Here is a 24,372-nt window from a genome sequence, read left to right on the forward strand (position 1 = left end):
CCCTACCCCTGACTGTCGACGGCCTTCACAACCAGCCCGTCATGTATTTTCTGCAGCCCTTGCACCACTACGCGGTCACCCTCAGAAAGCCCGGATGTAACCTGCGTGCGGGTCGCGGTCTGGGTACCGATCTCAATATTCTGCCGGTGGGCCTTGCTGTCGCCATCAACCGAGAACACAAAATACCCCTGTTTGTCGAACTGCACCGCATTGCGCGGCACGGTCAGCACTTTGGGGTCTTCGGACCCGGTCAGGCTGACGGTCACGAACTGACCGGGGATCAGCACCCCGTCAGGGTTGGCGAAGCTCGCGCGCAGCTCGATCGTGTCGGTGTCCTGGCTGACGCTGTCGCCGACAAAGATCACTTTGCCCGCGGCGGCAAAGGTCTCACCATCCGCCAGTTTGATATCCGTGGTCAGCTTGATGGCACCTGGCGTGATCCCGCCTTTGCGGCGTTCCTGCAGCAAAACCGGCTCGCTGACGTAAAAGCTGACCAATATTGGATCAACACTGGTGACGGTCGCCAGAACGCCGGTATCCGAGCTAACCAGATTGCCCGCATCCACCGCAGACAAACCAATGCGGCCATCAATGGGGCTGAAAATTTCAGTGTAGTCCAGATCAATCTGGGCAATCTTAAGATCGGACTGCGCCTCATCCACTGCCGCCTGACCTGCAGCATAGGTCGCCAGAGCCGTGTCCAGAACCGCCTGAGGAATATCGCCCTTGTCGAACAGCTCCTGCTGCCGGGCCAACGCGGCCTTGTCCAACTGCGCGCTGGCCTGCGCGCTTTTTAAAGCGGCCTGAGCGCTGTCCACAGTGGCTGCGTACTTCTTCTGTTCGATCCGGAACAGCACATCACCTTTGGCGACCGTTCCGCCTTCGGTAAAGTTGACCTCTTCCAGAAACCCTTCAACCCTAGCCTGCAGATCAACGCTTTGATCCGCCACGACACGGCCAACGAACTGGTCCTGTTTCTGCAGGTCTTGCAGCATCACCGGAGCAACCATCACACTGGGCGGCGCGTCGGACTGGGCCGCTGCCGGGTCAGGCAGAAACAGGGGGATCAATGCGCAGACAAACAGAGCAGAAGGTTTCATACGACCCTCGGGAGCTTGTAATTCCTTAACTATCCCCACATCCCCACATTGGCGCAACGGTTTTCTGGGCGAGTTCGCTTCCGCATTTCTCAAGCATATCAAACCCTTTGACGCAGGGCTTGCCTGTGACAGGTTCTTGCGATTTTCTGGCACCGCGCATCAACCAAGAGGCCGGACCTGAATGAAGCTCGAATTTCACCACATCAACTTTGTGTCCGATGACGTCGACCGGCTGCACCGGTTTTACACGCAGGTTCTTGGGCTGGACGACATCCCGATTGAAAACTTCCCCCGCCCCGATGAGACCGACGACAAGGGCTACAGCGGCAAGATCCGGTTTGCGACCGATGGCGGGATGCAGATGCATCTGGCCGAAAGAAACCTGGACGTCGCCTTCAAACATGGTGAGACGATAAACCCGGTCGAACGTGGCCATATCGCCTTTCGCACAGACGATATCGAAGCGTTCAAAAAGCTGCTGGACGACAACGGCATTCCCTATTCGGACTATGGCACCGCCTTCGCGAAGGAATGGCATCAACTTTTCTTCCACGACCCCGAGGGCAATATCATCGAAGTTCATCAGGCGGTGTGACTAACATCGGAGGTATGCATTGAAACAGGCCGTACTGGTAATCGATGTTCAACCCAGCTTTGACCCACCCGATTGGCTGGTCGAGCGCAGCCAGTTACTGGCCTCGCAATTCCCCTCTATCGCCACGGTCGAACGCCATGACGAAGCAAAAGTGCCCTTTTTCCGCCAGCTTGGCTGGAAACCCCGATCTGTCGATGACAGCCTTGTTCAGGCCGACCGCACCATTCTGAAGTATGGCTACGGCCCAACACCCGAGGTGATCGACCAGTTTCACAGCTGGAAGGTTGACCGCGTTTTGGTCTGCGGCATTCAGGCCGACACTTGTGTTCTGGCCGCAGGATTCGCCCTGTTTGACGCGGGGCTGCAACCGACCATAATTGCAGACACGGTCGTCGGGTCTTCGCTGGATCGCAGCGGCAAGTTGGGCGTGGACCTCTGGCGGCATCATTTTGGCCAGGTGATTGAGAAGCACTCGGATATTTTGTGACGGCGCAATCCCTGTCTGCATTGGAGAGGAGAGCCCATTATGACCTCGAAACACATTCTTGGAAGAACGGCCATGACCCTTCTTGTGGCCGGTAGTTTTGCACCCGCATATGCCGAAAATTTCTCACTGACTGGCCAGTATGAAGGCATGTATGCCTGCGACAGCACCACAGGTGGCGTGCCGTCAAGCTGGGCTGACCCGATGCGTGCCGGAATTGTTCAGGACGGCGATAAAATATCCATCGACCTGCTATACACTGACAAACAAGAGCTTGGCGCCGAGTATTCGCTCTATACCGGTTCGATTGCGCTGGCACCTGATAGCAAGCTGGTCAGCGGGTATTTCGAATCCTGCGGCGGCACGTTTCCATCGAAGGAACTCGCTCGACTATTTCCTGCCGCCACGGACACGCCGTTCAGCTTTTCGGTCACCAGCGTCTGGGCTTCGGATCAAGTGCCGAACCTTCCCGGCCTGACCGTTCAAACCTGCACGTGGAGCCTGAAACGGGTGTCCTCAGAAACTCCCAATGTCAGACCGTGCGAGACGGCAGAGCGTTAGGCTCAAATCCCCATCTGGACTTATTTGTTAAGTCCAGATGTTTAAATTGGATCCAAAGTGCCCATATAGCGCCCAGTCTTGAAACTTAACCGTGCCTGATCGGGAGGATCCGTTCCCCGGCAAGCCCCCAGTCAAACAGGATGGTCCCGATGAATTTTATTCTACGCGGTAGCCTGGTTACTCAAATCATCATCGGCCTTGTGGCCGGTGCCCTACTTGCCACCCTCTGGCCCGCCGCTGGTTCGGCTGTTGGTCTGTTGGGGGATTTCTTTGTCGACGCGCTGAAAGCCGTCGCGCCCGTGCTGGTGCTGATCCTTGTCTGCGCCGCAATCACCAACCACAAGAAAGACAGTCAGGCCCGTATGGGGCCTGTGGTTCTGCTGTATATCCTCGGCACTTTCGCGGCGGCGCTGGTTGCGGTGGTGGCCAGCTACATGTTCCCGGTCACTCTGCATTTGACCGGCACACCTCACCTGATGGACGCCCCGGACGGTCTGGCCGAAGTGGTGAAGAACATCCTGCTGAAAATCGTCGACAACCCGGTAAATGCACTGGCGCAAGCCAACTATATCGGCATTCTCGCCTGGGCCGTCGGTCTTGGGCTGGTCTTCCGCCACGCAAGCGACTCGACCAAAACGCTGATGTCCGATCTGGATGGCGCAATTACCAAGATCGTGGCCGCCATCATCCGCGTCGCCCCCATCGGTATCTTTGGCATCGTGGCCTCGACCATTGCCGAGACCGGTTTTGAAACCCTTGCCAGCTATGGCCACCTTCTGTTGGTTCTGATCGGCTGTATGGCGTTTATGGCGCTGGTCGTGAACCCGCTGATCGTGTTCCTGCGCATTCGCAAGAACCCCTATCCGCTGGTCTTCACTTGCCTGAGGGAATCCGGGATCACCGCGTTCTTCATGCGCAGTTCGGCCGCCAACATTCCGGTCAACATGGAACTGTGCCGCCGCATGAACCTGGATGAGGAAACCTATTCGGTCACCATCCCTATCGGTGCCACCATCAACATGGCCGGTGCCGCGATCACCATCACGGTGATGACGCTGGCGACGGTGCACACAATGGGTATTCAGGTCGATTTCCTGTCAGCCCTGTTCCTGAGCATCATCGCATCGATTGCCGCAACCGGAGCGTCAGGTGTGGCCGGCGGTTCGCTGTTGCTGATCCCGATGGCGGCCAGCCTGTTCGGTATCGACAACGCAACTGCAATGCAGGTGGTCAGCATCGGGTTTATCATCGGCGTCCTACAGGACTCCGCGGAAACCGGGCTGAATTCGTCCACCGACGTACTGTTTACGGCGGCCGGGTCATACAAGCGCGGCGATCCTTACCCGCGCAAACTGCCAATGGAAGAGGTCGCCGCCTAAGCGCCCCCTCCCCAAAACCTTTTGACAACCGCGCGGTTTTGCTGCGCGGTTGTTGTCCCTGTACTGACCCGCAACAGGCTTAGTAGCCGCCATAGATGCAGGTCCGTAGAAATTTCCCAGTAAATATCATAATGTTTCAATGTGAGGTGATCTTGCGGCGCTGGCGGCAGGGCGTATCTGGCAAGGGGGAAATATGAAATGAATTTGAACTGGGTGATTGCACTTTCGACGAGTCTTGCGGCCGCACCGGCTCTGGCACAGGAAAATCCTATCCACCACGATGCCGAATTTTACATCCTTCAGGCTCAACATGGTGAGCAATGGGCGCAGGATGACACCGCCGTTGATGAGGCCCTGGCCGCGTTTCGCGACAGCAACGGGGGCAAGCCACCGAACATCGTCAGCGTTTTGATCGACGACATGGGATTTGGCGACATGGGCATCCCTGAGCTGAACGCCGTGCGGGGATACGAGACGCCGAATATCAACGACTTCTCGGACCAGGCCATGCGGATGGTGCGGATGTATACCGAACCTTCCTGTACACCGACCCGCGTGGCGCAGATGACCGGGCGGTTGCCGGTGAGGATGGGCATGGGCGACACCACTGTCGATATCGCAGGCTTCGGTTTGCCCGGCGATGAAGTGACACTGGCCGAGGTCCTAAAGCAAGCTGGCTATGACACCAGCCATGTGGGCAAGTGGCACATGGGTGACATTGCGGAAAGCTGGGCGATGAATCAGGGCTTTGACTATGCTCAGCACGCCATTCACCAGCAGGGTCAGCTAACCATTTTCAATGACGATGCGATCAAGGAACAGGTCTCGGTCGCGATCCGCGATTATGACGACAAATACACGCTGGATGACTGGTTCCGACCGGACTCCGCCGCAATGATGACCGTGATCGAGGGTGAAACCGGCGGTCCGATCCGTGAAATCCGCATGGAAACCGGCGAACGCTGGAACGCTGCTAAATACGATGAGATGAACCAGGCGTTTCAGGACAAGACGCTTGAGGAGCTGGATCGCCTTGCGGGCGGCGATGCGCCATTCTTCCTGCAATATTGGCCGATGATTCCGCTGGACAATACCCGCGCCGGGCGGTCCGGACCCGAAAGCGTGAACGGCGGGCTGTATGTCGACAAGATGCAGCTTCTGGACCAATGGCTGGGAGATCTGTTCGCGCGGATGGACGAACTGGGGCTGGCAGACAACACCGTGGTTGTGGTGATGGGCGACAACGGCCATTTCACCAAATACGCGCCTCAATCCGGTTTTACACCTTTGATCTACGCGGGCGGAAAAGGTGACACGACCGAGGGCGGTGTCCGCGTGGATGCCTTCATCCGCTGGCCTGGCATGATCGAGGCCGACGGGCTGTTGAACAGCATCATCCACGTCTCGGACCTGTACACGACCCTGTCACGCTTTGCCGGAGCGGATCAGTACATTCCACGCGACCGGTTGGTAGACGGCGTGGACCAGTCGGCTGCGCTTTTGTTTGCGGATGAATCCAAAGCCCGCCGCGATCACGTCATTGTGTATTCGGTGAACAAACCCGAGGCGATCGTGAAAGACCAACTTAAACTGAAACTACCAGGACCTGGGGAAAGCGCTATCCTCGCAAAGTTCTTCGACCTCTATCGCGACACGCGCGAAGAGTATTCGGTCTCGACCGAAGTTGGTGCCTGGGGCGGACAGGAATTCTCGCGCATACTTGGCCGTCACATGGCGCGGAAAGAGAAATACCCCGACACCCCTCCTGCCTATGGCGTGCCCTATGAGGGGATCGAGAACATCCGCCCCGAAACCCAGCAGGCCGTCGAAGCGTTCATGACCAAACGCGCCGCTCCACAGCAATAGAACCCGGATCAGGAGGTGCACATGGTAGGCAATATTCTCTTCGCTCTTGGTCTGGTCGTCTCGCTAGGAATCGGATTCGTCTATTTCCGTGATCTGGGCGACATCTCGCAGATGCTGCTGAAGGTGAAACGCCGGAACATGGTGCGTTTCATCCGGCATGAATACCGCCTGATCGGGATCGGACTGGGCGCGTTTGCAATTGCCACTTTGGCACATTTCATTCTGGGTGGCGGGCCGTTCTGGTTGTGGATCGTCTCGGCGCTATTGGTGCTGTTTCTGTATGGCTTTCCCTATGTCTGGGTGCATCTGGGACTGCGCAACCAGATGAATGATGCCGCCTTCTTCCCGATCAGCGAGGCGCAGAAATATGTCGGACCAACCGCACCGGTTATCGTGATCGACAACAAAGGCCACGCCCGCGCGCACCCCGATGCACAGATCATGCGGCCGCATCTGGCGGGCGACGTAGACGGGCTGGGCGGCGAAGACGTGGTCATGACCTATTGTGCTATGGCCAATCTTGGGCAGGGATATGCCCCACGTATCGAAGGTAAGCGGTTGGACCTCGAAGTTCTGGCTCAGCATGGCAATAACCTGATCCTGCGCGACAATGAATCCGGCGAGCCGATCCAGCATATCTATGGCTTCCGCGAAGCCGACCGCGACCCAAGTGCCGATGGCCCCGCCTGCCCCCTGCGCCCCGAGGCGCAGATGAAGCCATGGCCAACCTATCGAATGACCTTTCGAGGATTTCAAAAGGCGTTTCCCGATGGCGAGGTTTTTCTGAATATACCTTCCCCCAACCCGCTTCTGCGGCTGTTGGACATGGTGACCGAGATTACCTTTGGCTGGGGCATCAGCCGCCAGCATCAGGAAGAAGCCCCAGTAATGGACAACATGGACCGTTCGGACGACCGATTGCCGAATAAGACCCATGTCTGGGGGATCACCATCGGCACCGACGCCGCTTGCTGGACCGATGATTTCATTGTGGACAACAACTGGATCGTGAATGCCACTGTAGGTGGGCGCGACATCGTGGTCAGTCTGGACCCGAAATACGAAAGCCTGGGGGTTTGGTACAACGACAGCGGCAAGCCTATTACGCGCTGCGATTTTTGGGGCATGTCGGATCAAGGCAAACTGAAAAGGGTTGAAACACTGCGCGCCGGCGTTTTCTGGCATGTCTGGTCCGAGTTTTTCCCTGAAACAGACATCAACCGCGTAGGCGCACGCGCGGCAACACCTGACATAGCGGCGGCATAACCCCGCAAGCCCGGACAACATGGGCGACAACTAAACGGAGGGACGAAATGGCATTTAAGAAGAGATTTATACCCCGCGCCGCGGCGGCGGCCCTGCTGGCATCGGCTGCGACGATGACATCGGCGCAGCAATCCGACTGGTCATACGAGGCAACCATCTATTTGTTCATGCCCGAGACCGAGACCAGCATTGAAACACCCAATGGCACCCTCGACGGAACGCTGAGCTTCACCGACGCGCTCGAGAATCTGGACTTTGCCTTTATGGGTACGGTTGCCGCAACCAACGGCCAATGGAGCGTGCTGGCCGACTACAACTATACCAACCTGTCCTTCGGCAACACCGTAGCCGGACCAGCCGGTTCAGAGCTTGAGACCTCGGTCAAAACACAATTTCTAACCGCATTGCTTGGATACCGGGTGCGCAACGATGCGTCCGTAAAGGTCGATCTGGCGGGCGGTTTCAGGTGGTACAGCACCGACACAGAATTCACCCTGACCCCGGGCGGAGCGCCATCGCAGACCAACTCTGCCGACGCCAGCTGGTTCGATCCGGTGGTGGGCGTTCGGGCCCGATTTACTCTGTCCGATGCATGGACCAGCACGGCCTATGTGGATTACGGGGGATTTCGCAGCGGAAGTCAGACCTGGTCTGTTCTCTTGACGGCCGATTACGCAATCAATGACCGGTGGGTTCTGCGGGGCGGATACCGCTATATCTCATTCGATCATGACATTGACGGAAACGACTACACGTTCGATCAATCAGGGCCTCTGATCGGCGCGACCTACAGGTTCTGAACGCAGCAATCAGACGCCCACGTATTTCTCGGAAACTTCCGGGGTCAGGTCCGTCATTGCACCGGACCAGACCGTGCGACCCCGTTCCAGAATGACCGCTTTGTCGGACACTGCCGCCATTTCCTTTAGTGATTTATCGATCAGCAGGATCGCCACATTCGTCTCTTGCCGCAGGCAGTGCAGGGCAGCCCAGATTTCCTGCCGCACGATCGGGGCAAGGCCCTCGGTAGCCTCATCCAAAATCAGCAGGCGCGGATTGGTCATCAACGCACGGCCAATCGCCAACATCTGCTGTTCCCCGCCCGACAGCGAGGCGGCGCGCTGACCCAGGCGTTCACCCAACCGGGGGAACAGCTCGGTCACGCGGCGCAGAGTCCAATCGCCGGGGCGTGCCGCCGCAATCAGGTTTTCGCGCACGGTCAGATCCGCGAAACAACGGCGGCCTTCGGGCACCAGCCCCACCCCTTTTCGGGCCACCTTATGGCTGGGCAGTGTATGCAGGTCCTGACCGTCTAGCGTCAGCTTGCCCTGCGACCGGATCATCCGGCAGATCGCCTTGACCGTGGTGGTTTTACCCATCCCGTTGCGCCCCATCAGAGCGGTCACTTCGCCCTGTGCCATCTGCAGATCAACGCCGAACAGCGCCTGACTGTCACCGTAGCTGGCGGTGAGATTTTCTAGTCGCAGCAGGGTCATGCCTCATCCCCCAGATAGGCATCACGCACCTCGGGGCTTGTGCGGATTTCATTGGCCGCACCGGTGGCGATGATCTTACCGTAGACCAGCACACTGATCCGGTCGGCCAGTGCAAACACCGCATCCATGTCGTGTTCCACCAGCAGAATGGGCGCTTCCTGCCGCAAACCGTCCAGAAACCCGGTCAGCCGTTTCGAGCCTTCGGCGCCAAGCCCCGCCATCGGCTCATCCATGACGAAGGCTGTAGGCGACTGAGTCAGCGCCACCGCGACTTCCAATTGCCTCCGCTGACCGTGGCTGAGATTGGCGCATCTAGTATCGCGTTCATCGCTAAGACCCACGCGATCCAGCGCGGCCTCGGCCCGGTCGCGCAATTCGGGCCGTTTCAGCGCCGGCTGCCAAAACCGCCACGCCCTGCGTTCCGCACCAATCGCACCAAGCACGACATTCTCCAGCACCGTATCTTCCATACATAGCTGCGAAATCTGGAAGGTTCGCGCCAACCCAGCCTGCGCCCGTGCCTGAGTAGAATGGCCCGAGACATCCTGTCCGTTCAGCAGAACCTGCCCGGAGTCAGGTGCCAGCCCGCCACATATCTGTTGGATCAATGTCGACTTGCCAGCCCCGTTTGGGCCAATGATGGCGTGGATTTCTCCGGGCTTCAGATCGATGGAAACGTCGACGGTGGCCCTGAGCGCTCCAAAGCTTTTGTTCAGGTTCAGCGTGGCGAGAATGGGATCAGACATGCGCGCCCTCTTTCCCGGTCAACAAGCCGATAAGACCACCGCGCGCAAACAGTACGATGCAAAGCAGGGCGACGCCCAAATAGACATGCCAGAAATCGGTGAGTTCGCCCAGGAAATGTTCCAAGGCGACAAAGACGCAGGCTCCGATGACCGGCCCCATAAGGCGCCCCACCCCGCCGATGATGATCAGTACGATCAGTTCCCCCGACAATTGCCAGCTGAACATTGAAGGCGAGACAAAGCGGTTTAGGTCGGCAAACAGCGCCCCCGCCAGCCCGGTGATTGCGCCCGAGATCACAAAGGCCAGCAGCTTCAGCCGCATCGGGTTCAGGCCCACGGTCTCGACTCGTGTCGCCGTCTGTCGCGCCGCGTTCAGCGCCAGACCGAAGGGAGACGCCTGCAAACGCGCGAACAGAAACAGCACGACACAAAGCAGCGAGAAACACACTGCGTAGAACTGGATCGGCACCAGCGTATTCAGACCGGGAAAGCCATTGCGGACATAGATCGACAGCCCGTCCTCACCGCCATACTGCGCCCAGGAAATCGCGAAGTAGAAGAACATCTGCCCAAAGGCGAGCGTAATCATGATGAAATACACGCCGGACGTGCGCAGCGACAGCAGCCCGATGAAAAACGCCACCAGCGCTGACAGGACCATTGCCACCAGCCAGATCACCGGCATGGACTTTGTACCATCGGTGCTGAACAGCCCCAGATCAAGCGCCGTGTACGTCTGCGCGTGATGGGCAAGGATGCCCATCGCATAGCCGCCGATCCCGAAGAACGCGGCATGTCCGAAGCTGACCATGCCGCCGATCCCGAGGATGAGATTCAGCCCCACGGCCGCCAGCGCAAGGATCACCGCCCGCGTCACCAGCGTGATCGTGAATGGCTGATCCGCGACAACCGCCCAAAGCGGCAGCGCAAGCAAACCCGCGATCACCAGCGCGTTGAGGTAGTTCTCCTTCAGCCTCATGCGCGCGCTCCGAACAATCCGGTGGGCCGCCAGATCAGCACCAATCCCATCAGCACGTAAATCCCCATCGACGCCAGCGCCGAGCCGGTCTTTTGCGCCGCACCATTGTCCATGAACAGTTTGAACAGCTCGGGCAGGAACACCCCGCCCAGCGTATCCGTCAACCCGACCAGCAGCGCACCGATAAAGGCCCCACGGACCGAGCCGATGCCACCGATCACGATGACAACAAAGGCCAGGATCAGCACCGGCTCGCCCATCCCCACCTGAACCGACTGGATTGCGCCGACCAAAGCGCCCGCCAGCCCGGCCAGTGCCGCGCCCAGCGCAAAAACCAACGTGTAGAGCTTCGAGATATCGACGCCCAGCGCCGCGATCATCTCGCGGTCATTCTCTCCGGCGCGGATCTGGATGCCCAACCGGGTGCGCTCGATCAGCACCCAGAGGCCCACCGCGACAGCCAGCCCTATGCCGATCAGAGTGAGGCGATAGAGCGGGTACTCGATGCCCCCGGGCAGGGTGACCGGCCCCGATAGCGCGTCGGGGATGTCCAGAAACAGCGGAAACGAACCAAAGACCCAGCGCGTGCCCTCGGAAAAGATCAGGATCAGCGCGAAGGTCGCCAACACCTGATCCAGATGCGGCGCGTTGTACAATCGCCGGATCACAACCATCTCGACAATCGCGCCGGCCAGTGCTGCTGCCGCCAATGCGGCGACCAGCGCCAACAGGAAAGACCCGGTGGCCCCTGCTACGGCGGCGGCCGCAAAGGCCCCCACCATATACAGCGAGCCATGCGCGAGGTTGATCAGCCCCATAACGCCGAAAATCAGCGTCAGGCCAGCCGCCATCAGGAACAGCATGACGCCGAACTGCAGCCCGTTAAGGATCTGCTCGATAATCAGGATCGAGGACATGGAAACTCCGGTGGTCTGCCCGCCCCGTCGGCCGGGGCAGGCAGAAGGTCAATTACATTTTGCACTCGACCGCGTAGGCGTCAATGTGGTCATCCAACGCGACACCGATGATTTTGTTGGTGAACACATCACCTTCCTTGATCACTTCGCGGGCGTAAATGGTCTGAACCGGGTGATGGTTCGGGCCAAACTTGAAATCACCGCGGGTGCTGTCGAACTCTGCCAGGCGCAGGGCGTCGCGGAAGGCCCTCGCATCTGAAGGATCGGCCTTTTCCAGCGCCGACAGCAGCAGATTGGCGGTATCGAACCCCTGGCTGGCATAGAGCGAGGGCAGACGTCCATATTCGGCCTGGAAGCTTTCGACAAACGCCGCGTTGGTTGGGTTGTCGATATCCTTGTTCCATTGCGAGGTGTTCACCACACCCATCGCCGCATCGCCAACCGCCTGAAGGATACCCTGATCAAAGCTGAAGGCAGGACCGATCACGGGCTTGTCGATGCCACTGTCAGCATATTGCTTCAGGAAGGAAATCCCCATACCGCCGGGCAGGAAGAAAAACACGCTATCCGCATCGCTGGCGCGGATCTGCGCGATTTCGGCGGCGTAATCGGTCTGCCCCAGTTCGGTATAGACCTCGCCGGCCAGATCACCCTCGAAGAAGCGCTTGTAGCCGGTCAGCGCATCAACGCCCGCCGGGTAGTTCGGTGCCAGAATAAAGCTGTTCTTGTAACCCGCACCGTTGGCATAGGCGCCTGCGGCCTCGTGCAAGTTGTCGTTCTGCCAGGCGACGTTGAAGTAGTTCTTGTGACAGCCTTTTCCGGCCAGCGGCGACGGTCCGGCGTTAGGCGACAGATAGAATACGTTCTGGTTCACCGCCGCAGGCACAACCGCCATGGCAAGGTTGGACCAGATGATGCCGGTCATCACATCGACCCGCTCGGATTGGATCATCTTGTCGGACAGTTGCACCGCGATATCCGGCTTGCGCTGGTCGTCCTCGATAACGACCTCGATGTCGTCCCGGCCCGATTGCGCGATGGCCAGCATGAACCCGTCACGCACGTCGATACCCAGCCCGGCGCCACCACCCGATAGCGTGGTGATCATGCCCACCTTGACCTCGGCCAAAGCGCCTGTCGCGCACAGCGCGGAAACCGCAGCGGCCGCTAATAACTTTTTCATCTTCTTCTCCCTTCGTTGGTCTTTTTCGACGCAACTTATGTCAGCCTTCACGGCTTTTAGTCTATTCGCCTGACAGAGCGGTCTTTTTCCACCTTGCCGATCGTGCAAACAATCACCGATCACACCCCCGCAGTCGAGGGCGATTTCAACCGGAACTACTGAATTTTCTTGAAAAGCGGCCCGTTTCAGTAGGCCAGAGTGACCATGATGATGTCTTCGCTGACGATCTGCCCTTGCGTGTCCAGACTGTCAAAGCCGGAAATCACCGGCGCCCCGCCCGCATCAGGAGACCATCTGACCTCGGCTAGACTACAGGACGGATCCAGTCCGCTCGCATAGAGCCGACCATTGGGGCTGTAGAACAGATGGTGCAGCGGATGCTCCATCTCGGGCTGTTCCACTTCGCTGAGGATCTCTCCGAACTCCTCCGATTCCGGATACAGTTCGATGATTGCGATACTGTGGTTGGTCTTTAGAATCGGCAGCAAGCGCAAAAGCCCCATGCCCTGACGTTCCTCGTGGTCGTGTGCCTGTGCCTGAGACAGGCCCGCCGGTATCAGGCGCATGCCGATCAGAAGGTTATGTGTGAAGTGACTGAGCTTAATGACTTACCCCCTGTGACGAAATTTCGGAAAACTTTTGAGTGGGATGCGCCTCACCTAACGTCATATGAAATTCAGACAATTGGACCAAACCGGCACGAGCCCCGAAAGAAGTGTTGACGGATACGCATTTTGTCACTCAATCTCGTCGCATCAGACGACTAGGAACTGAAGCTGTGACAACCAACCTTCGACAACCGATGATGCGTCGCGAAACCGGGTGCGATCTGGTCGCCTGACCCGCAAGGAACAGTCCGTTTTCATCTGACCCGCCTTAGGGTCTGTTCCACCTTTTCAGGCTGATACCCCTATGAATCAAACAGTTGGATTGCGCATGGCAATCGACATCGGTGGTACGTTTACCGACACCGTACTGCTGGACAATACGTCTCGGGTGGTGGCAACCACCAAAACACCCACCACGCCACACCGCCCCGCCCTTGGTGCGGTTGCAGGTGCCACACATGTGTTACAGGCCACGGGCGCCGACTGGAGCCAGGTAACCGGATTCATCCATGGCACCACTTTGGCCACCAATGCCCTGATCGAACGCCGCGGAGCCGTCACTGCGACGATAACCACACGTGGGTTCCGCGATATCCTCGAAATCGCGTATGAGCGGCGCTACAGCCAATATGCGATCGATCTGGTCAAACCGCACCTGATCGTGCCGCGCACCCATTCTCTTACAATCGGCGGGCGCATGAATGCCAGCGGGCAAGAGTTGGAGCCGCTGGATGAGACCGGTGTTGTAAACCTAGTCAACGAACTGCGAGCGCTTAAGGTCGAGGCCGTCGCCGTCTGCCTGCTGCATGCCTATGCCAACCCAGCGCATGAGCTGGCGCTGCGCGATCTGCTGGCGCAGCATATGCCAGATTTGGTCATCTCGCTCAGCCACGAGGTCAGCCCCGAAGCGCGCGAATTCGACCGGCTCTGCACCACGATTGCCAACGCCTATGTGCAGCCCCTGATGGCTGGGTATCTGCATGACTTTGAAGCACGGTTCCGACAGATGGGACTCGCCTGCCCGATCCTGATGATGACGGCGGGCGGTGGCATGACCACGCTGCACACCGCCGCGCGGTTGCCGATCCGTCTGGTCGAATCCGGCCCGGCCGGGGGTGCCGTTCTGGCCGCCCGTATCGCCGAGGCCACGGGTGAGCCCGAGGTGCTGTCCTTTGACATGGGAGGCACCACCGCCAAGCTGTGCCTGATCGACGACTACCGCCCCCAAACCGCGCGCAAGTTTGAAATTTCGCGGGCCGAACGGTTCATCAAGGGGTCCGGGATGCCAGTGCGCATTCCAGTGATCGAGATGATCGAGATCGGAGCAGGCGGCGGCTCAATCGCAAGTGTTGACCGCTTAGGCCGCATTCAGGTCGGTCCGCACAGCGCCGGGTCAGACCCCGGTCCGGCAGCCTTTGGCAAGGGCGGAGATAAGCCCACGGTCACCGATGCCGACCTGACGTTGGGCCTTATCGAACCAGGGCGGTTTGCTGAAGGACGGCTACAGATTGATCCAAATGTCGCCAAGCAGGCGATGGCGCAGGATGTGGGCGATCCATTGAAACTTGGCCCTGATCAGGCCGCCTTTGCGGTCAGCGAAATTGTAGATGAAAGCATGGCCAGCGCTGGCCGGATGCACGCGGTTGAATCCGGCAAGGACCTTGGCAACCGTTTGATGATCGCCTTCGGCGGCAACGGCCCGTTGCACGCCACCCGCGTGGCCCGACGCGCCCAGATGCGGCGGGTGCTGATCCCGCGTGATCCGGGGGTGGGATCGGCAGTCGGCTTCCTGTTCGCGCCTGTGTCTTATGAGGTCATCCGGTCACGCTATGCCCGGTTGGACAATCTGGATATCGACGGGCTGAACCACTTCTTCGACTCCATGCAGGCCGAGGCCGAGCAGGTTGTCCGCGCCGGTGCGCCTGAAGGCGCGCTGCAGCAACGTCGGATCGCTTACATGCGGTATCATGGACAGGGACATGAGATCGAAATCCAACTGCCCGACCGGGCTTTAGCCAGCTCGGACCTCGCCGCTTTGCGCGAGGCCTTTGAAACGGAATACAGCCGCCAGTTCAGCCGGATCGTACCCGGCATGGCCATCGAAATCCTGAACTGGGGGCTGTCCGTTTCCTCCCCCGCCGCCGCACATGAACCCTATTCAGACAAACCGGCGGAACATCCCACTGCAGCAACCGAGCACCGCCAAATCCTGTGCGATGTCACCGGCCAATGGCGTACGGCGGGGGTGTTCAACCGTTCTGACCTGACACCCGGCGCAGCCCTCAGCGGCCCGGCGCTGATCGTCGAAGCCCAAACAACCACATTCGTCAGCGCCGATTTCAGCGCCACCGTGGACGGCCAAGGCAACATCTGGCTGACGCGGCAAGGGGAGGTTCAAACATGATCCAGTCAGATACACGCCTGCAGGTGCTGTGGAACCGGCTTTTGGCCGTGGTTGAAGAGCAGGGACAGGCGCTAATCCGCGCCGCCTTCAGCCCTATCGTGCGGGAATGCGGCGATATCTCAGCCGGGGTATTCGATGCACAGGGCCGGATGCTGGCGCAAGCCGTCACCGGCACGCCCGGGCATATCAACACAATGGCCGAGGCGGTCAAAACCCTGCGTGCGCGTTTTGCCCAAAGCGAAATGAAACCCGGCGATATCTACATGACCAACGATCCGTGGATCGCCTCGGGGCACCTGAACGACTTTCTGCTGATGATGCCCGTGTTTTATCAGGACACGGTGATCGGCTACACCGCCTGCACCTCGCATCTTGTTGATCTGGGCGGGCTGGGCATGGGGCCAGAAGGGTCGGATATCTATGACGAGGGCCTGCTGATCCCACCTTGCAAACTGGTTGGCCAGGGAGAGGTCAACGCTCTGCTGCTGGACATCGTCAAAGCCAACTCGCGCGAGCCTATTGCAAACGAAGGTGACATATATGCCCTGATCGCCTGTTGTGAGGCCGGGTCCACCCGACTGATCCAGATGATGCAAGAATTCGGTCTTACCGATCTGAATGCTCTGGCCGACTACATCATCGACACTTCCAAACGCGGTACTCTTGAGGCCATCGCCGCCCTGCCCAAGGGCACGTGGCACCATGTGCTGAAGGTTGATGGCTACGACGACGAAATCGAACTGCACGCCGCCCTCACCATCGCAGACGACCACCTGTTGCTGGATTTCGACGGCACCGCGGACTGTGTCGGTAAAGGGATCAACGTGCCGCTGAACTATGCTACGGCCTATTCCGTCTTTGCCCTGCGCTGCATCATTGGAGCGGATATCCCGAACAATGCAGGCTCGCTCGACCCCTTTCGCGTGACCGGCCCCAAGGGCTGTATCCTGAACGCGCAGCCCCCGGCCCCGGTCGCGATGCGGCATACGCTGGGGCAGATGACACCCGATCTGGTCTATGGCTGCCTGTCTCAGGCCTTGCCCGACAAGGTTCCGGCTGAGGGGGCATCCTGCATGTACGATCTACCCCTACGCCACGCGCCCGAAGCCGTTGATCGCGGCGATGACCTGTTTGCGCTGGAGTTGGTCTTCAACGGAGGCACCGGCGCCCGACCCCAGCTGGATGGCTTATCGGCCACCGCCTTTCCCAGCGGCGTCTGGGGTAGCCAGGTCGAAACAACCGAGGCCGTTGCGCCAGTGTTGATTCATCGCCGCGAGTTACGAACGGATTCCGGAGGAGCCGGCCGTACGCGCGGCGGACTAGGGCAGCAGATTGAACTCAGCGCATCCAAGGATCAGGACCTGATGCTGTTCCTGTCGGTCGAGCGGATCAAGAACCCGGCTGGCGGCCGCGACGGCGGGTTGGACGGCGCGCCCGGGCGTGTCACCGTGCAGCCCGGCAACCGCCAATTGCCCGGCAAAGGCGAGGTTCGGATCAAGGCCGGTGAAACACTAACGTTCGAGACGCCCGGAGGGGGCGGATTTGGTTTGCCCGAGGAACGCTCGGACGACGCGGTGCGGAACGACCTTCGCGCGGGTCTGATCACTCAGGGCATGGCCCGAACCCAATATCGGAGGCAGACATGACCCGCCCGCACCCACATATCGCGCGCATGTCACCTTACGCGCTGGCTGACCTTGCCGCGCCCAAGGGCAAAACCCTCATCTCGCTGTCCCAAAACGAAAGCCTGCGCCCACCCAGCCCCAAGGCGCTCGAGGCGGCAGCACAAACCATGGGCACGTCGATGCTGTATCCCGACCCGGACTGGACTGACCTGCGACACGCTCTAGCGGAGCTGCACGGGATTGATGCGGCCCGGATTTTGAGTGGCAACGGATCGCTCGACCTGATCGGTTGTCTTGCCCGTGTCTACGCCGGACCGGGTAGAGCAGTACTGGCCCCGGCCCATGCCTACCCGTTCTTTCAGACGGCTGCGCGTATGGCCGACGCGCGGTTCGATACTGCCCGGGAAACGGAGGCCACCATCAGCGTCGATGCCTTGCTGGCAGCAGTCCAACCGGACACGGGGATCGTTTTTGTTGCAAATCCGGGTAACCCGACCGGCACGCGCATCACGAAATCCGAACTCATCCGTTTGCGGCAAAGACTACGGCCCGACATTCTGCTGGTGATCGACGAAGCCTATGGTGAGTTTTCAGATCATTTGGGAGAGCGGTGTTTTGATATGACCGCCGAGGACAACACAGTCGTGTTGCGAACCTTCTCCAAAGCCTATGGTATGGCCGGGTTTCGCGTCGGTTGGGGGTTGTTCCCGCCCGGCATTGCCGAAGAACTACGCAAGGTGATGAACCCGAACAACATCCCCGCCAGCGCTCAAGTCGCCGCAGCAACAGCAGTGCGAGACGACGCCTACATGCGTGAAACCTGTGCGATAACGGCTGCTCTGCGCGAACAGGCGGCAAGCGAGTTGAGGGACGCTGGTTTTACCCCCTACCCCAGCTTTACCAACTTCCTGCTGCTGGACATGGGTAAACCTGAGGCCGCGGCAAGCGCAGACCGAAAGCTGCGCTCCGAAGGCGTTTTCCTGCGCCCTCAGGGCGGTGCGGGGTTGCCGCACACACTACGCATGACCGTCGGGTCACAGGAAGCAATGGAAACTGCAATCGCAATCCTGAGGAAATGGAAACAGGAGGGACAATTATGAACACGCCCAGAGGCCGCGCAAGGTTCGGGGTTCTTGTCCCCTTTACCAACACCAACCTTGAACCCGATCTGGCGCTAATGTGTCCCCCTGGGATCACGCTGCACGTGGCTCGGATGGGCGGCTATGACGAAGATGAAATCCCCGATGAGGGTCAAATGCACGGGCTGGGAGCAGCCGATCTGGACGAGCCACTGCACCTGTTAATGGGGGCAAAGCCGGGTGTGGTCCTATACGGATGCACCTCGGCTACCCTGACCCACGGCCCAGAGTTTGACCGCGAACTGACCGCACGGATCAGCACTGCAAGCGGGGCCAAGACGGTCACTGCGGCTGGGGCTTTGGGTCATGCTCTGACTACGCTCGGCGCCCGTCGTATCGGGTTCGCCTCACCCTATGTTCCGGCGATCAACGATATGGCGATCGGGTTTTTGGGTGAACTGGGTTTCGAAACCATCCAGCGCTCAGAAGTAACTGAGGCACTGGACAACGAAGGCCAGGGAGCATTGGACCCAGACGCCGTCTTCGAACTGGGCCGGGCCGCGGATCACCCTGAGGTCGACGCGCTGGTTCTGTCTTGCACCGACATGCGTAGTGTCGAGGCTCTGGCACGGCTTGAGGAGACGGTCGGCAAACCCGTGATCAGTTCAAATCAAGCAATGCTTTTTCAGGCGCTGCAACTGTTGGATATCAAAGAACCCGTTTCAGGGTTCGGGCAGCTATTGGAACAGCCCCGGTGAAACCTGTCCAAAGGCGCGGATAATGAACAACACATCCGCGCCTTGAATTCCTCAGGCCTGCACAGCCTTCATGAACCGGTCGCGGATCACCACCGGGTCCATCGTGATCGGCGGCATCTTGGCGTTACCGCTTTCACATTTGCTGACGATGATTGTCATCTGCTTGGCATCCAGCGCCTCTTTCAGCACACGACCGGTTTCCTCGGCGGGGCATTCAATCACGCGGTCACAGCCCGCAGCCTCGGCCATTTTCGCCAGCGAGGTCTTCCGCCCTGCATAGGTAGGTTGATCCCCAGTCGACCCGTAGGAGCCGTTGTCGACAATCAGCAGGATATAGTTGTCGGCCACATTGTTCGCGATGGTCGGCAGCGTGCCCAAATTGGTCAGCACCGAGCCATCCCCATCAATCACTATCACCGGTTTCGGCTGCGACAGCGCTAGCCCGAGACCAATGGATGAGGCCAGTCCCATCGTGCCCAGCATATAAAAGTTGGTCGGCTGATCGTCGATGGCGTGCAGCTCTTGGCTGGGGATGCCAATGTTACAAACGACCAGTTGATCACGCAGGATCAGGGCGATTTCTGTCAGGATTTCAGAACGGATCATTGGTCGCCATAGCCTCCCCAGAAATTGGCGTCGGTCAGAATGGCGACCGGCTTGTTGCACATGAAAGTGTATTTCAGGATCGCGTCCAGCTCGTCCACGTCCGACTGATGGTGGAAGTGATAGGTCGGGATGTTCAGCTGCGCCAACAAGGCCTTGGTGTGTACCGCCATTTCCACCTGACAGGCGATCGGTTCGCGCAACTCTCCGCGATATGAAATCAGCATAGGCAGCGGCATCCGGTAATACTGAATCAGCGTGGCCAGTGTGTTGATGGTTACGCCAATGGCCGTGTTCTGCATGATAATCGCAGGGCGTTTGCCGCCCATCCAGGCACCTGCGCACAGGCCCATGCCCTCGTCTTCTTTGTTCGAGGGGATGTGATAGATGCCATCGCGATTGTCGATTTCTTCGATGACCCCGGCCAGTTGCTTGCACGGCACGGTGGTGACAAACGAAATGTCGTTTGCGACCAGATCATCCGTGATCTTCTTGTCTATGTTCATATACCGTCTGTCCGTCCTGCTTGGGGCGCCGAGGCGCGATTTTTGGGTTCAAATCCTGCGATGCACATGCACGGCGCACCCCGCATGGCGGACCACGCGCGAGGCGGTCGAGCCCAGGAAATAATCACTGAGACCCGGCTTGTGCGAGCCGATGACGATGCAATCAAAGTCATTGTCGTTGGCATAGTCGATGATGGTCCGAGCGGTATGACCCTTGACGATTTCGGGCTGGATGCCCTCCAGTTCCTCGGTCTTTTCCCGCAACAGACTGGTAGCTGCGCGAAACCCATTGGCCACTGCGTCCTTGTCCAGATAGGCACTGACCGAGCCCTGCGGCATCTCATACACATGCAGTGCAATAATTTCGCTGTCTTCCGCCGAGAGCGCCCGGGCCACTTCCAGCGTGTGCCGCGAAATGCCGTGGTCGAGCGCCATAGGAACAAGAATTTTCTTATACATGAATCCCTCCGTATCTGCCGGGCCATAGCCCACAGACGGCCGTTAAAATGGACCACACGGTCTGCCGGAAATCCTCGGCCGTATGTGCATACGGTGCCGACAAAAGTGATTTCCTGCAAGGTATTGCGGCGCATTTTCGGCCCCGGGGCGCCCGCGATGGCAGATCAAAGGGCATCCGTGAATCACCCATCCGCGCGCAGGTCAAACTGCTCGTCCGGGAAATACTTGGCCAGACGCACATCCGCGGCGCGGGCGTGACCTTCCATGCCTTCAAGCCGGGAAATGCGCGCGGTCGCAACAGCAACAGACTTCGATCCTTCGCGTGTGGCCCGCTGCCAAGTGACGATCTTCATATACTTGTGGACGCTCAATCCCCCGGTATAGCTGGCCGCGCCCGAGGTCGGCAGAACGTGGTTGGTGCCGGTGGCCTTGTCGCCGTAAGACACGGTGGTCTCTTCACCCAGAAACAGAGAGCCGTAGCAGGTCAGCCGTTCCAGCCACCAATCGAGATCCTCGGCCTGAACGGTCAGATGCTCGGGCGCGTATTCATCCGAACACGTCGCCATTTCCTCGCGATCCGAACAAACGATCACTTCGGCATAGTCGCGCCACGCGGCGGCGGCGTTTTCGCGATTCAACTCGGGCAGATCGTCGATGAGCTTTGGCACAAGTTCCATCACCTTCAGCGCCAGCTTCCGGTCATCGGTCACCAGCCACACGGGTGAGTTGTACCCATGCTCGGCCTGACTGACCAAATCGGTGGCCACCACATGCGCATCAGCGCTGGCATCGGCAAGGATCAGGCTGTCAGTGGGACCTGCGATCATATCGATGCCGACCTTACCGTAGAGAACGCGCTTGGCCTCGGCCACGTATTGGTTGCCCGGACCCACAAGGATATTGGCGCGTGGCAAACCGAACAGGCCATAAGTCATCGCAGCCACACCCTGCACGCCGCCCATGGCCAGGATACTGTCCGCCCCGCAGATATGCGCGGCATATACAATTGCAGGCGCGACCCCCTCGCCCGGGCGCGGCGGAGAGCAGGCGGTGATGTGACGGCATCCGGCAACCTTCGCGGTGGTAACGGTCATGATCGCGCTGGCGATATGGCTATAACGCCCACCGGGCACGTAACAGCCCGCCGCATCCACCGGGATCGCCTTTTGACCGGCGACGAACCCCGGAACGATCTCTGTCTGTACATCGCCAACGGTTGCCTTCTGCGTTTCGGCAAAGCGGCGTACATTGTCGTGGGCAAAGCGGATGTCAGCCTTAAGTCTCTCTGGAACCTTTGCGATGGCGGCGTCGATCTCATCCTGCGTCATCAAAACGTTGCCGTCGAACTTGTCGAACTTAGCCGCATATTCCAGCGCCTTGGCATCGCCGCCGGCCTCAATATCGGCAAGAATAGTCCTGACCGTATCATGCACCTCAGAGGCATGGGATTGCGCCGTTAGAGTCGCTTTCTTCAAATAGTCACGAGGCATAGGCAGCGGGTCCTATTCGTAGTTTACATGAAACAAGGTGATCGGCACTGCGAACAGAGCCACTACTTCCCCGACATCTCCGAAAAGTGCGACCACGACGTTTTATCTGGCCTTTTTTTCCGGATTCGGCTCACCGAAATTTGTAAGCCTTACATCAAAAATGCAAGCACTTACATTTCCGTTTTTCTTAATATTAACTTGCACTTAGACTTATTGAGAAAAACAAATCCCAGGTTTGAAAATGCCAAAACTTCGCTCCGCCCACGCTGAATGATGTCGCCAAGCTGGCAGGCGTTTCGACGGCAACCGTGTCCCGCCGTTTGAATGATCCCGCCCGGGTGGTGGAGGCAACGCGTCAGCGTGTTATGTCGGCGGTGGATAGGCGGGGATACACGCCAAGTTTCGCCGCGCGGGTGATAGCGGCCAAGCGGAGCTGGACGATCGGCGCGATCATACCCACCATGGAGAACGAAATTTTTTGCACGCGGCCTGCAAGCCTTTCAGGAAGAATTGCATCAACGCGGTTACACGCTGCTGATCTCAAGCTCGGCCTACGATCCCGATCATGAACAAGAGCAGAACCGGACTCTGGTCGCACGCGGTGTGAACGGGGTACTATTGATCGGGTATGACCGCGATCCGAAGATTTACGAAGGTCTCGCGCACCGCAACATGCCAGTGATGGTCGCGTAGTCTTATCTGGCAGATGCGCGAATTGCCTCGGTCGGCTTTGACAATCGCGCGGCGATGGCTGAATTGGCAAATCGTGTGATAGGATTGGGCCATCAACGGATCGGTGTGATTTCCGGCATCACCACAAGCAATGATCGGGCGCGTGCTCGGATCGAAGGAATACGGGACGCGGTCCAGCAGAACGGACTTTCCTCATCGGATCTGACGATCCTCGAAGCTCCGTATCAGATCGAAAACGGTGCCGAGGCGTTTTCCAGGCTGATGTCACATGATGCCCGCCCCACGGCGATCTTTTGCGGCAACGACGTTCTGGCCGTTGGCGCGCTGCACCGGGCGCGCCAGATGGGCCTGAAAGTGCCACAGGACGTTTCAGTTACAGGGTTTGACGATATCGAACTGGCCCGGATCGCCACCCCTGCTCTGACCACCGTGCATGTGCCTCATCGGGAAATGGGCCGCCGATCTGCGCTGGCACTGCTAGCGATGCTGGAAAACCAAACCGCGGGTACTGGAACGCGGCTGGACACACATATTGTTGAGCGTCAAACCCTCGGGCCTCCGGCCAGCTCTTAGGCGGCCTCGGCCTCCATAGTACGGAAGTCATCCCCCAACCAGGAATGCGCCTCGCACATCGGGTCAGTGAAATGCTGCCGGATCAGCTTTGCCATCACCTTCTGAATCAGTTTCGAGGTTGTCTCTGGATAGACCTCAGTTGTGAACAAGGACACGGTGCGCACGAAGTTGCGCCCCGGAAACGGAAGCGCCCGGACACTGTCGTGGAACCTTTGCGCGCGATGAAAACAGGCGGCTGTTGTGATCGCCCAGCCGCTGCCCTCGGCGACCAAACCGATAATCGAGTGGTTGCACTCCAATTCGAACCGGTTAGGCAGGTTGTACTTGCTGCGGGTCAACTGAATCTCGATCTGTTTGCCGATCATGAAGTCGCGCGAATAGCGCAGCAGAGGCAATTCCGCGTCCGGCTTTAGCAAGTCCTCGGGTTCTCCGCTGAACGTATTGGGCAGGATCACGATAAACGGATCGCGCATCAGCGGGTACTCTATCAGGCCTTCGGTGCGTTCCGAGGGGCGCGTGGCGACACCGGCGTCCAGCTTGTGCTCTTGCAGATTAGTGATGATCTCGTGACTGGGGCGCGTGTAATGGCGGAAACTGCAACGCGGCAGGGCCTGCGCCAGAAAGCGGAACAGGTCCGGCGCGATCTGGTTGTCGAAATCATCAATCAGTGCCAGTCGCAGATCCGTTGCGTGCTTCCAGTTGCCTGAACGGATTTCGGCCTCGCCCCGTTTCAATACCGTCAGCCCATCGCGGACATAGCGCGCAAACACCTCGCCCGCCGGGGTCAGTCCCATCGGGCGGCGCCCGTGATCGACGAGGTCAACGCCCAGCGCTCCCTCAAGGCTGCGCAGATGGTTCGAGACAGTGCTGATCGAAAGTCCCGTCTCAGACGCGACCTGCTGGATTGATCCCGATTTGGCAACCAGCCGGAAGACTTCCAGCCAGCGAAGGCTCAGAGATTTAGACACCGCGCACCCGTTGTTTCGATTTCTTCGAAACAAA

At 59.0% G+C, this 24,372-nt stretch carries 23 protein-coding genes and 1 pseudogene; 12 read left to right on the forward strand and 12 right to left on the reverse strand.

Features of this window, described 5'->3' with window-relative positions; translation table 11 throughout:
• Window positions 1-2: 2 nt before the first annotated feature.
• On the reverse strand, window positions 3-1,100 hold the full coding sequence (locus tag ACXAGD_RS12990) for an efflux RND transporter periplasmic adaptor subunit (protein WP_475211212.1): 1,098 nt from the start codon (window positions 1,098-1,100) through the stop codon (window positions 3-5).
• A gap of 181 nt (window positions 1,101-1,281) precedes the next feature.
• Here ACXAGD_RS12990 and ACXAGD_RS12995 point away from each other — a divergent pair, with 181 nt between their 5' ends.
• The 7 genes from ACXAGD_RS12995 (at window position 1,282) to ACXAGD_RS13025 (ending at window position 8,051) form a co-directional block, all read left to right on the forward strand.
• Window positions 1,282-1,695 (forward strand): VOC family protein, encoded by a 414-nt coding sequence (locus tag ACXAGD_RS12995; RefSeq protein ID WP_475211213.1) that lies wholly within the window; start codon window positions 1,282-1,284, stop codon window positions 1,693-1,695.
• A gap of 19 nt (window positions 1,696-1,714) precedes the next feature.
• Entirely contained in the window at window positions 1,715-2,182 is a 468-nt protein-coding gene (locus ACXAGD_RS13000; protein ID WP_475211215.1) for a cysteine hydrolase family protein, read from the forward strand.
• 72 nt (window positions 2,183-2,254) lie between these two features.
• Window positions 2,255-2,740 (forward strand): hypothetical protein, encoded by a 486-nt coding sequence (locus ACXAGD_RS13005; protein ID WP_475211216.1) that lies wholly within the window; start codon window positions 2,255-2,257, stop codon window positions 2,738-2,740.
• Window positions 2,741-2,889: 149 nt separating this feature from the next.
• Entirely contained in the window at window positions 2,890-4,119 is a 1,230-nt protein-coding gene (gene sstT, locus ACXAGD_RS13010; protein WP_475211218.1) for a serine/threonine transporter SstT, read from the forward strand.
• Window positions 4,120-4,317: 198 nt separating this feature from the next.
• Window positions 4,318-5,985 carry a sulfatase-like hydrolase/transferase gene (locus tag ACXAGD_RS13015; RefSeq protein ID WP_475211219.1) on the forward strand — a complete coding sequence of 556 codons (1,668 nt, stop codon included), beginning with the start codon at window positions 4,318-4,320 and terminating at the stop codon, window positions 5,983-5,985.
• Window positions 5,986-6,006: 21 nt separating this feature from the next.
• Window positions 6,007-7,251, forward strand: coding sequence for a DUF3179 domain-containing (seleno)protein (locus ACXAGD_RS13020; protein ID WP_475211221.1), 1,245 nt, complete (start codon window positions 6,007-6,009; stop codon window positions 7,249-7,251).
• Between the two features lie 47 nt (window positions 7,252-7,298).
• Window positions 7,299-8,051 carry an outer membrane beta-barrel protein gene (locus ACXAGD_RS13025; protein WP_475211222.1) on the forward strand — a complete coding sequence of 251 codons (753 nt, stop codon included), beginning with the start codon at window positions 7,299-7,301 and terminating at the stop codon, window positions 8,049-8,051.
• 9 nt (window positions 8,052-8,060) lie between these two features.
• Here ACXAGD_RS13025 and ACXAGD_RS13030 read toward each other — a convergent pair whose 3' ends face one another.
• The 6 genes from ACXAGD_RS13030 to ACXAGD_RS13055 all read right to left on the reverse strand — a co-directional run bounded on the left by ACXAGD_RS13030 (window position 8,061) and on the right by ACXAGD_RS13055 (window position 13,138).
• Window positions 8,061-8,747, reverse strand: a complete 687-nt coding sequence (locus tag ACXAGD_RS13030) for an ABC transporter ATP-binding protein (RefSeq protein WP_475211224.1) — start codon at window positions 8,745-8,747, stop codon at window positions 8,061-8,063.
• Window positions 8,744-9,493 (reverse strand): ABC transporter ATP-binding protein, encoded by a 750-nt coding sequence (locus ACXAGD_RS13035; protein ID WP_475211225.1) that lies wholly within the window; start codon window positions 9,491-9,493, stop codon window positions 8,744-8,746. Before ACXAGD_RS13035 ends, ACXAGD_RS13030 begins: the two co-directional genes overlap by 4 nt.
• A complete protein-coding gene (locus ACXAGD_RS13040) occupies window positions 9,486-10,472 on the reverse strand; it encodes a branched-chain amino acid ABC transporter permease (RefSeq protein ID WP_475211227.1) in 987 nt (328 codons plus the stop codon). Before ACXAGD_RS13040 ends, ACXAGD_RS13035 begins: the two co-directional genes overlap by 8 nt.
• Complete coding sequence (locus ACXAGD_RS13045) at window positions 10,469-11,389, reverse strand: branched-chain amino acid ABC transporter permease (RefSeq protein ID WP_475211228.1); 921 nt, start codon at window positions 11,387-11,389, stop codon at window positions 10,469-10,471. Before ACXAGD_RS13045 ends, ACXAGD_RS13040 begins: the two co-directional genes overlap by 4 nt.
• Window positions 11,390-11,441: 52 nt before the next feature.
• The gene (locus ACXAGD_RS13050) at window positions 11,442-12,572 is read right to left on the reverse strand and encodes an ABC transporter substrate-binding protein (protein ID WP_475211230.1); all 1,131 of its coding nucleotides are present in this window, start codon (window positions 12,570-12,572) and stop codon (window positions 11,442-11,444) included.
• Window positions 12,573-12,757: 185 nt separating this feature from the next.
• A complete protein-coding gene (locus tag ACXAGD_RS13055; RefSeq protein WP_475211232.1) occupies window positions 12,758-13,138 on the reverse strand; it encodes a hypothetical protein in 381 nt (126 codons plus the stop codon).
• A gap of 370 nt (window positions 13,139-13,508) precedes the next feature.
• On the opposite strand from ACXAGD_RS13055, the gene ACXAGD_RS13060 reads away from it, so the two are divergent.
• From ACXAGD_RS13060 to ACXAGD_RS13075, 4 genes are read left to right on the forward strand one after another with little or no spacing between them, the layout of a single operon-like run.
• Entirely contained in the window at window positions 13,509-15,584 is a 2,076-nt protein-coding gene (locus ACXAGD_RS13060) for a hydantoinase/oxoprolinase family protein (RefSeq protein ID WP_475211233.1), read from the forward strand.
• Window positions 15,581-17,230, forward strand: coding sequence for a hydantoinase B/oxoprolinase family protein (locus ACXAGD_RS13065; RefSeq protein WP_475211234.1), 1,650 nt, complete (start codon window positions 15,581-15,583; stop codon window positions 17,228-17,230). The genes ACXAGD_RS13060 and ACXAGD_RS13065 overlap by 4 nt, the downstream gene beginning before the upstream one ends.
• Window positions 17,227-18,309, forward strand: a complete 1,083-nt coding sequence (locus tag ACXAGD_RS13070; RefSeq protein ID WP_475211236.1) for a pyridoxal phosphate-dependent aminotransferase — start codon at window positions 17,227-17,229, stop codon at window positions 18,307-18,309. The genes ACXAGD_RS13065 and ACXAGD_RS13070 overlap by 4 nt, the downstream gene beginning before the upstream one ends.
• Window positions 18,306-19,046: a maleate cis-trans isomerase family protein gene (locus ACXAGD_RS13075; protein ID WP_475211237.1), complete on the forward strand. Its 741-nt coding sequence runs from the start codon at window positions 18,306-18,308 to the stop codon at window positions 19,044-19,046. The genes ACXAGD_RS13070 and ACXAGD_RS13075 overlap by 4 nt, the downstream gene beginning before the upstream one ends.
• A gap of 51 nt (window positions 19,047-19,097) precedes the next feature.
• Here the strand turns inward: ACXAGD_RS13075 and comE are convergent, their stop codons facing one another.
• From comE to hisD, 4 genes are all read right to left on the reverse strand, one after another.
• On the reverse strand, window positions 19,098-19,652 hold the full coding sequence (comE, locus tag ACXAGD_RS13080) for a sulfopyruvate decarboxylase subunit beta (RefSeq protein ID WP_475211238.1): 555 nt from the start codon (window positions 19,650-19,652) through the stop codon (window positions 19,098-19,100).
• A complete protein-coding gene (comD, locus tag ACXAGD_RS13085; RefSeq protein ID WP_475211240.1) occupies window positions 19,649-20,155 on the reverse strand; it encodes a sulfopyruvate decarboxylase subunit alpha in 507 nt (168 codons plus the stop codon). The genes comE and comD overlap by 4 nt, the downstream gene beginning before the upstream one ends.
• A gap of 48 nt (window positions 20,156-20,203) precedes the next feature.
• Complete coding sequence (locus ACXAGD_RS13090; RefSeq protein WP_475211242.1) at window positions 20,204-20,614, reverse strand: universal stress protein; 411 nt, start codon at window positions 20,612-20,614, stop codon at window positions 20,204-20,206.
• A gap of 182 nt (window positions 20,615-20,796) precedes the next feature.
• Entirely contained in the window at window positions 20,797-22,104 is a 1,308-nt protein-coding gene (gene hisD, locus ACXAGD_RS13095) for a histidinol dehydrogenase (RefSeq protein ID WP_475211243.1), read from the reverse strand.
• Between the two features lie 284 nt (window positions 22,105-22,388).
• Between hisD and ACXAGD_RS13100 the strand changes: the two are divergent.
• Window positions 22,389-23,370, forward strand: a pseudogene (locus tag ACXAGD_RS13100) (LacI family DNA-binding transcriptional regulator).
• Here the strand turns inward: ACXAGD_RS13100 and ACXAGD_RS13105 are convergent.
• On the reverse strand, window positions 23,367-24,338 hold the full coding sequence (locus ACXAGD_RS13105) for a LysR family transcriptional regulator (RefSeq protein WP_475211244.1): 972 nt from the start codon (window positions 24,336-24,338) through the stop codon (window positions 23,367-23,369). The pseudogene ACXAGD_RS13100 and the gene ACXAGD_RS13105 sit on opposite strands and share 4 nt — an antisense overlap.
• Between the last annotated feature and the right edge of the window lie 34 nt (window positions 24,339-24,372).

The sequence above is a fragment of the Ruegeria sp. ABF4_144 genome, assembly GCF_056160045.1.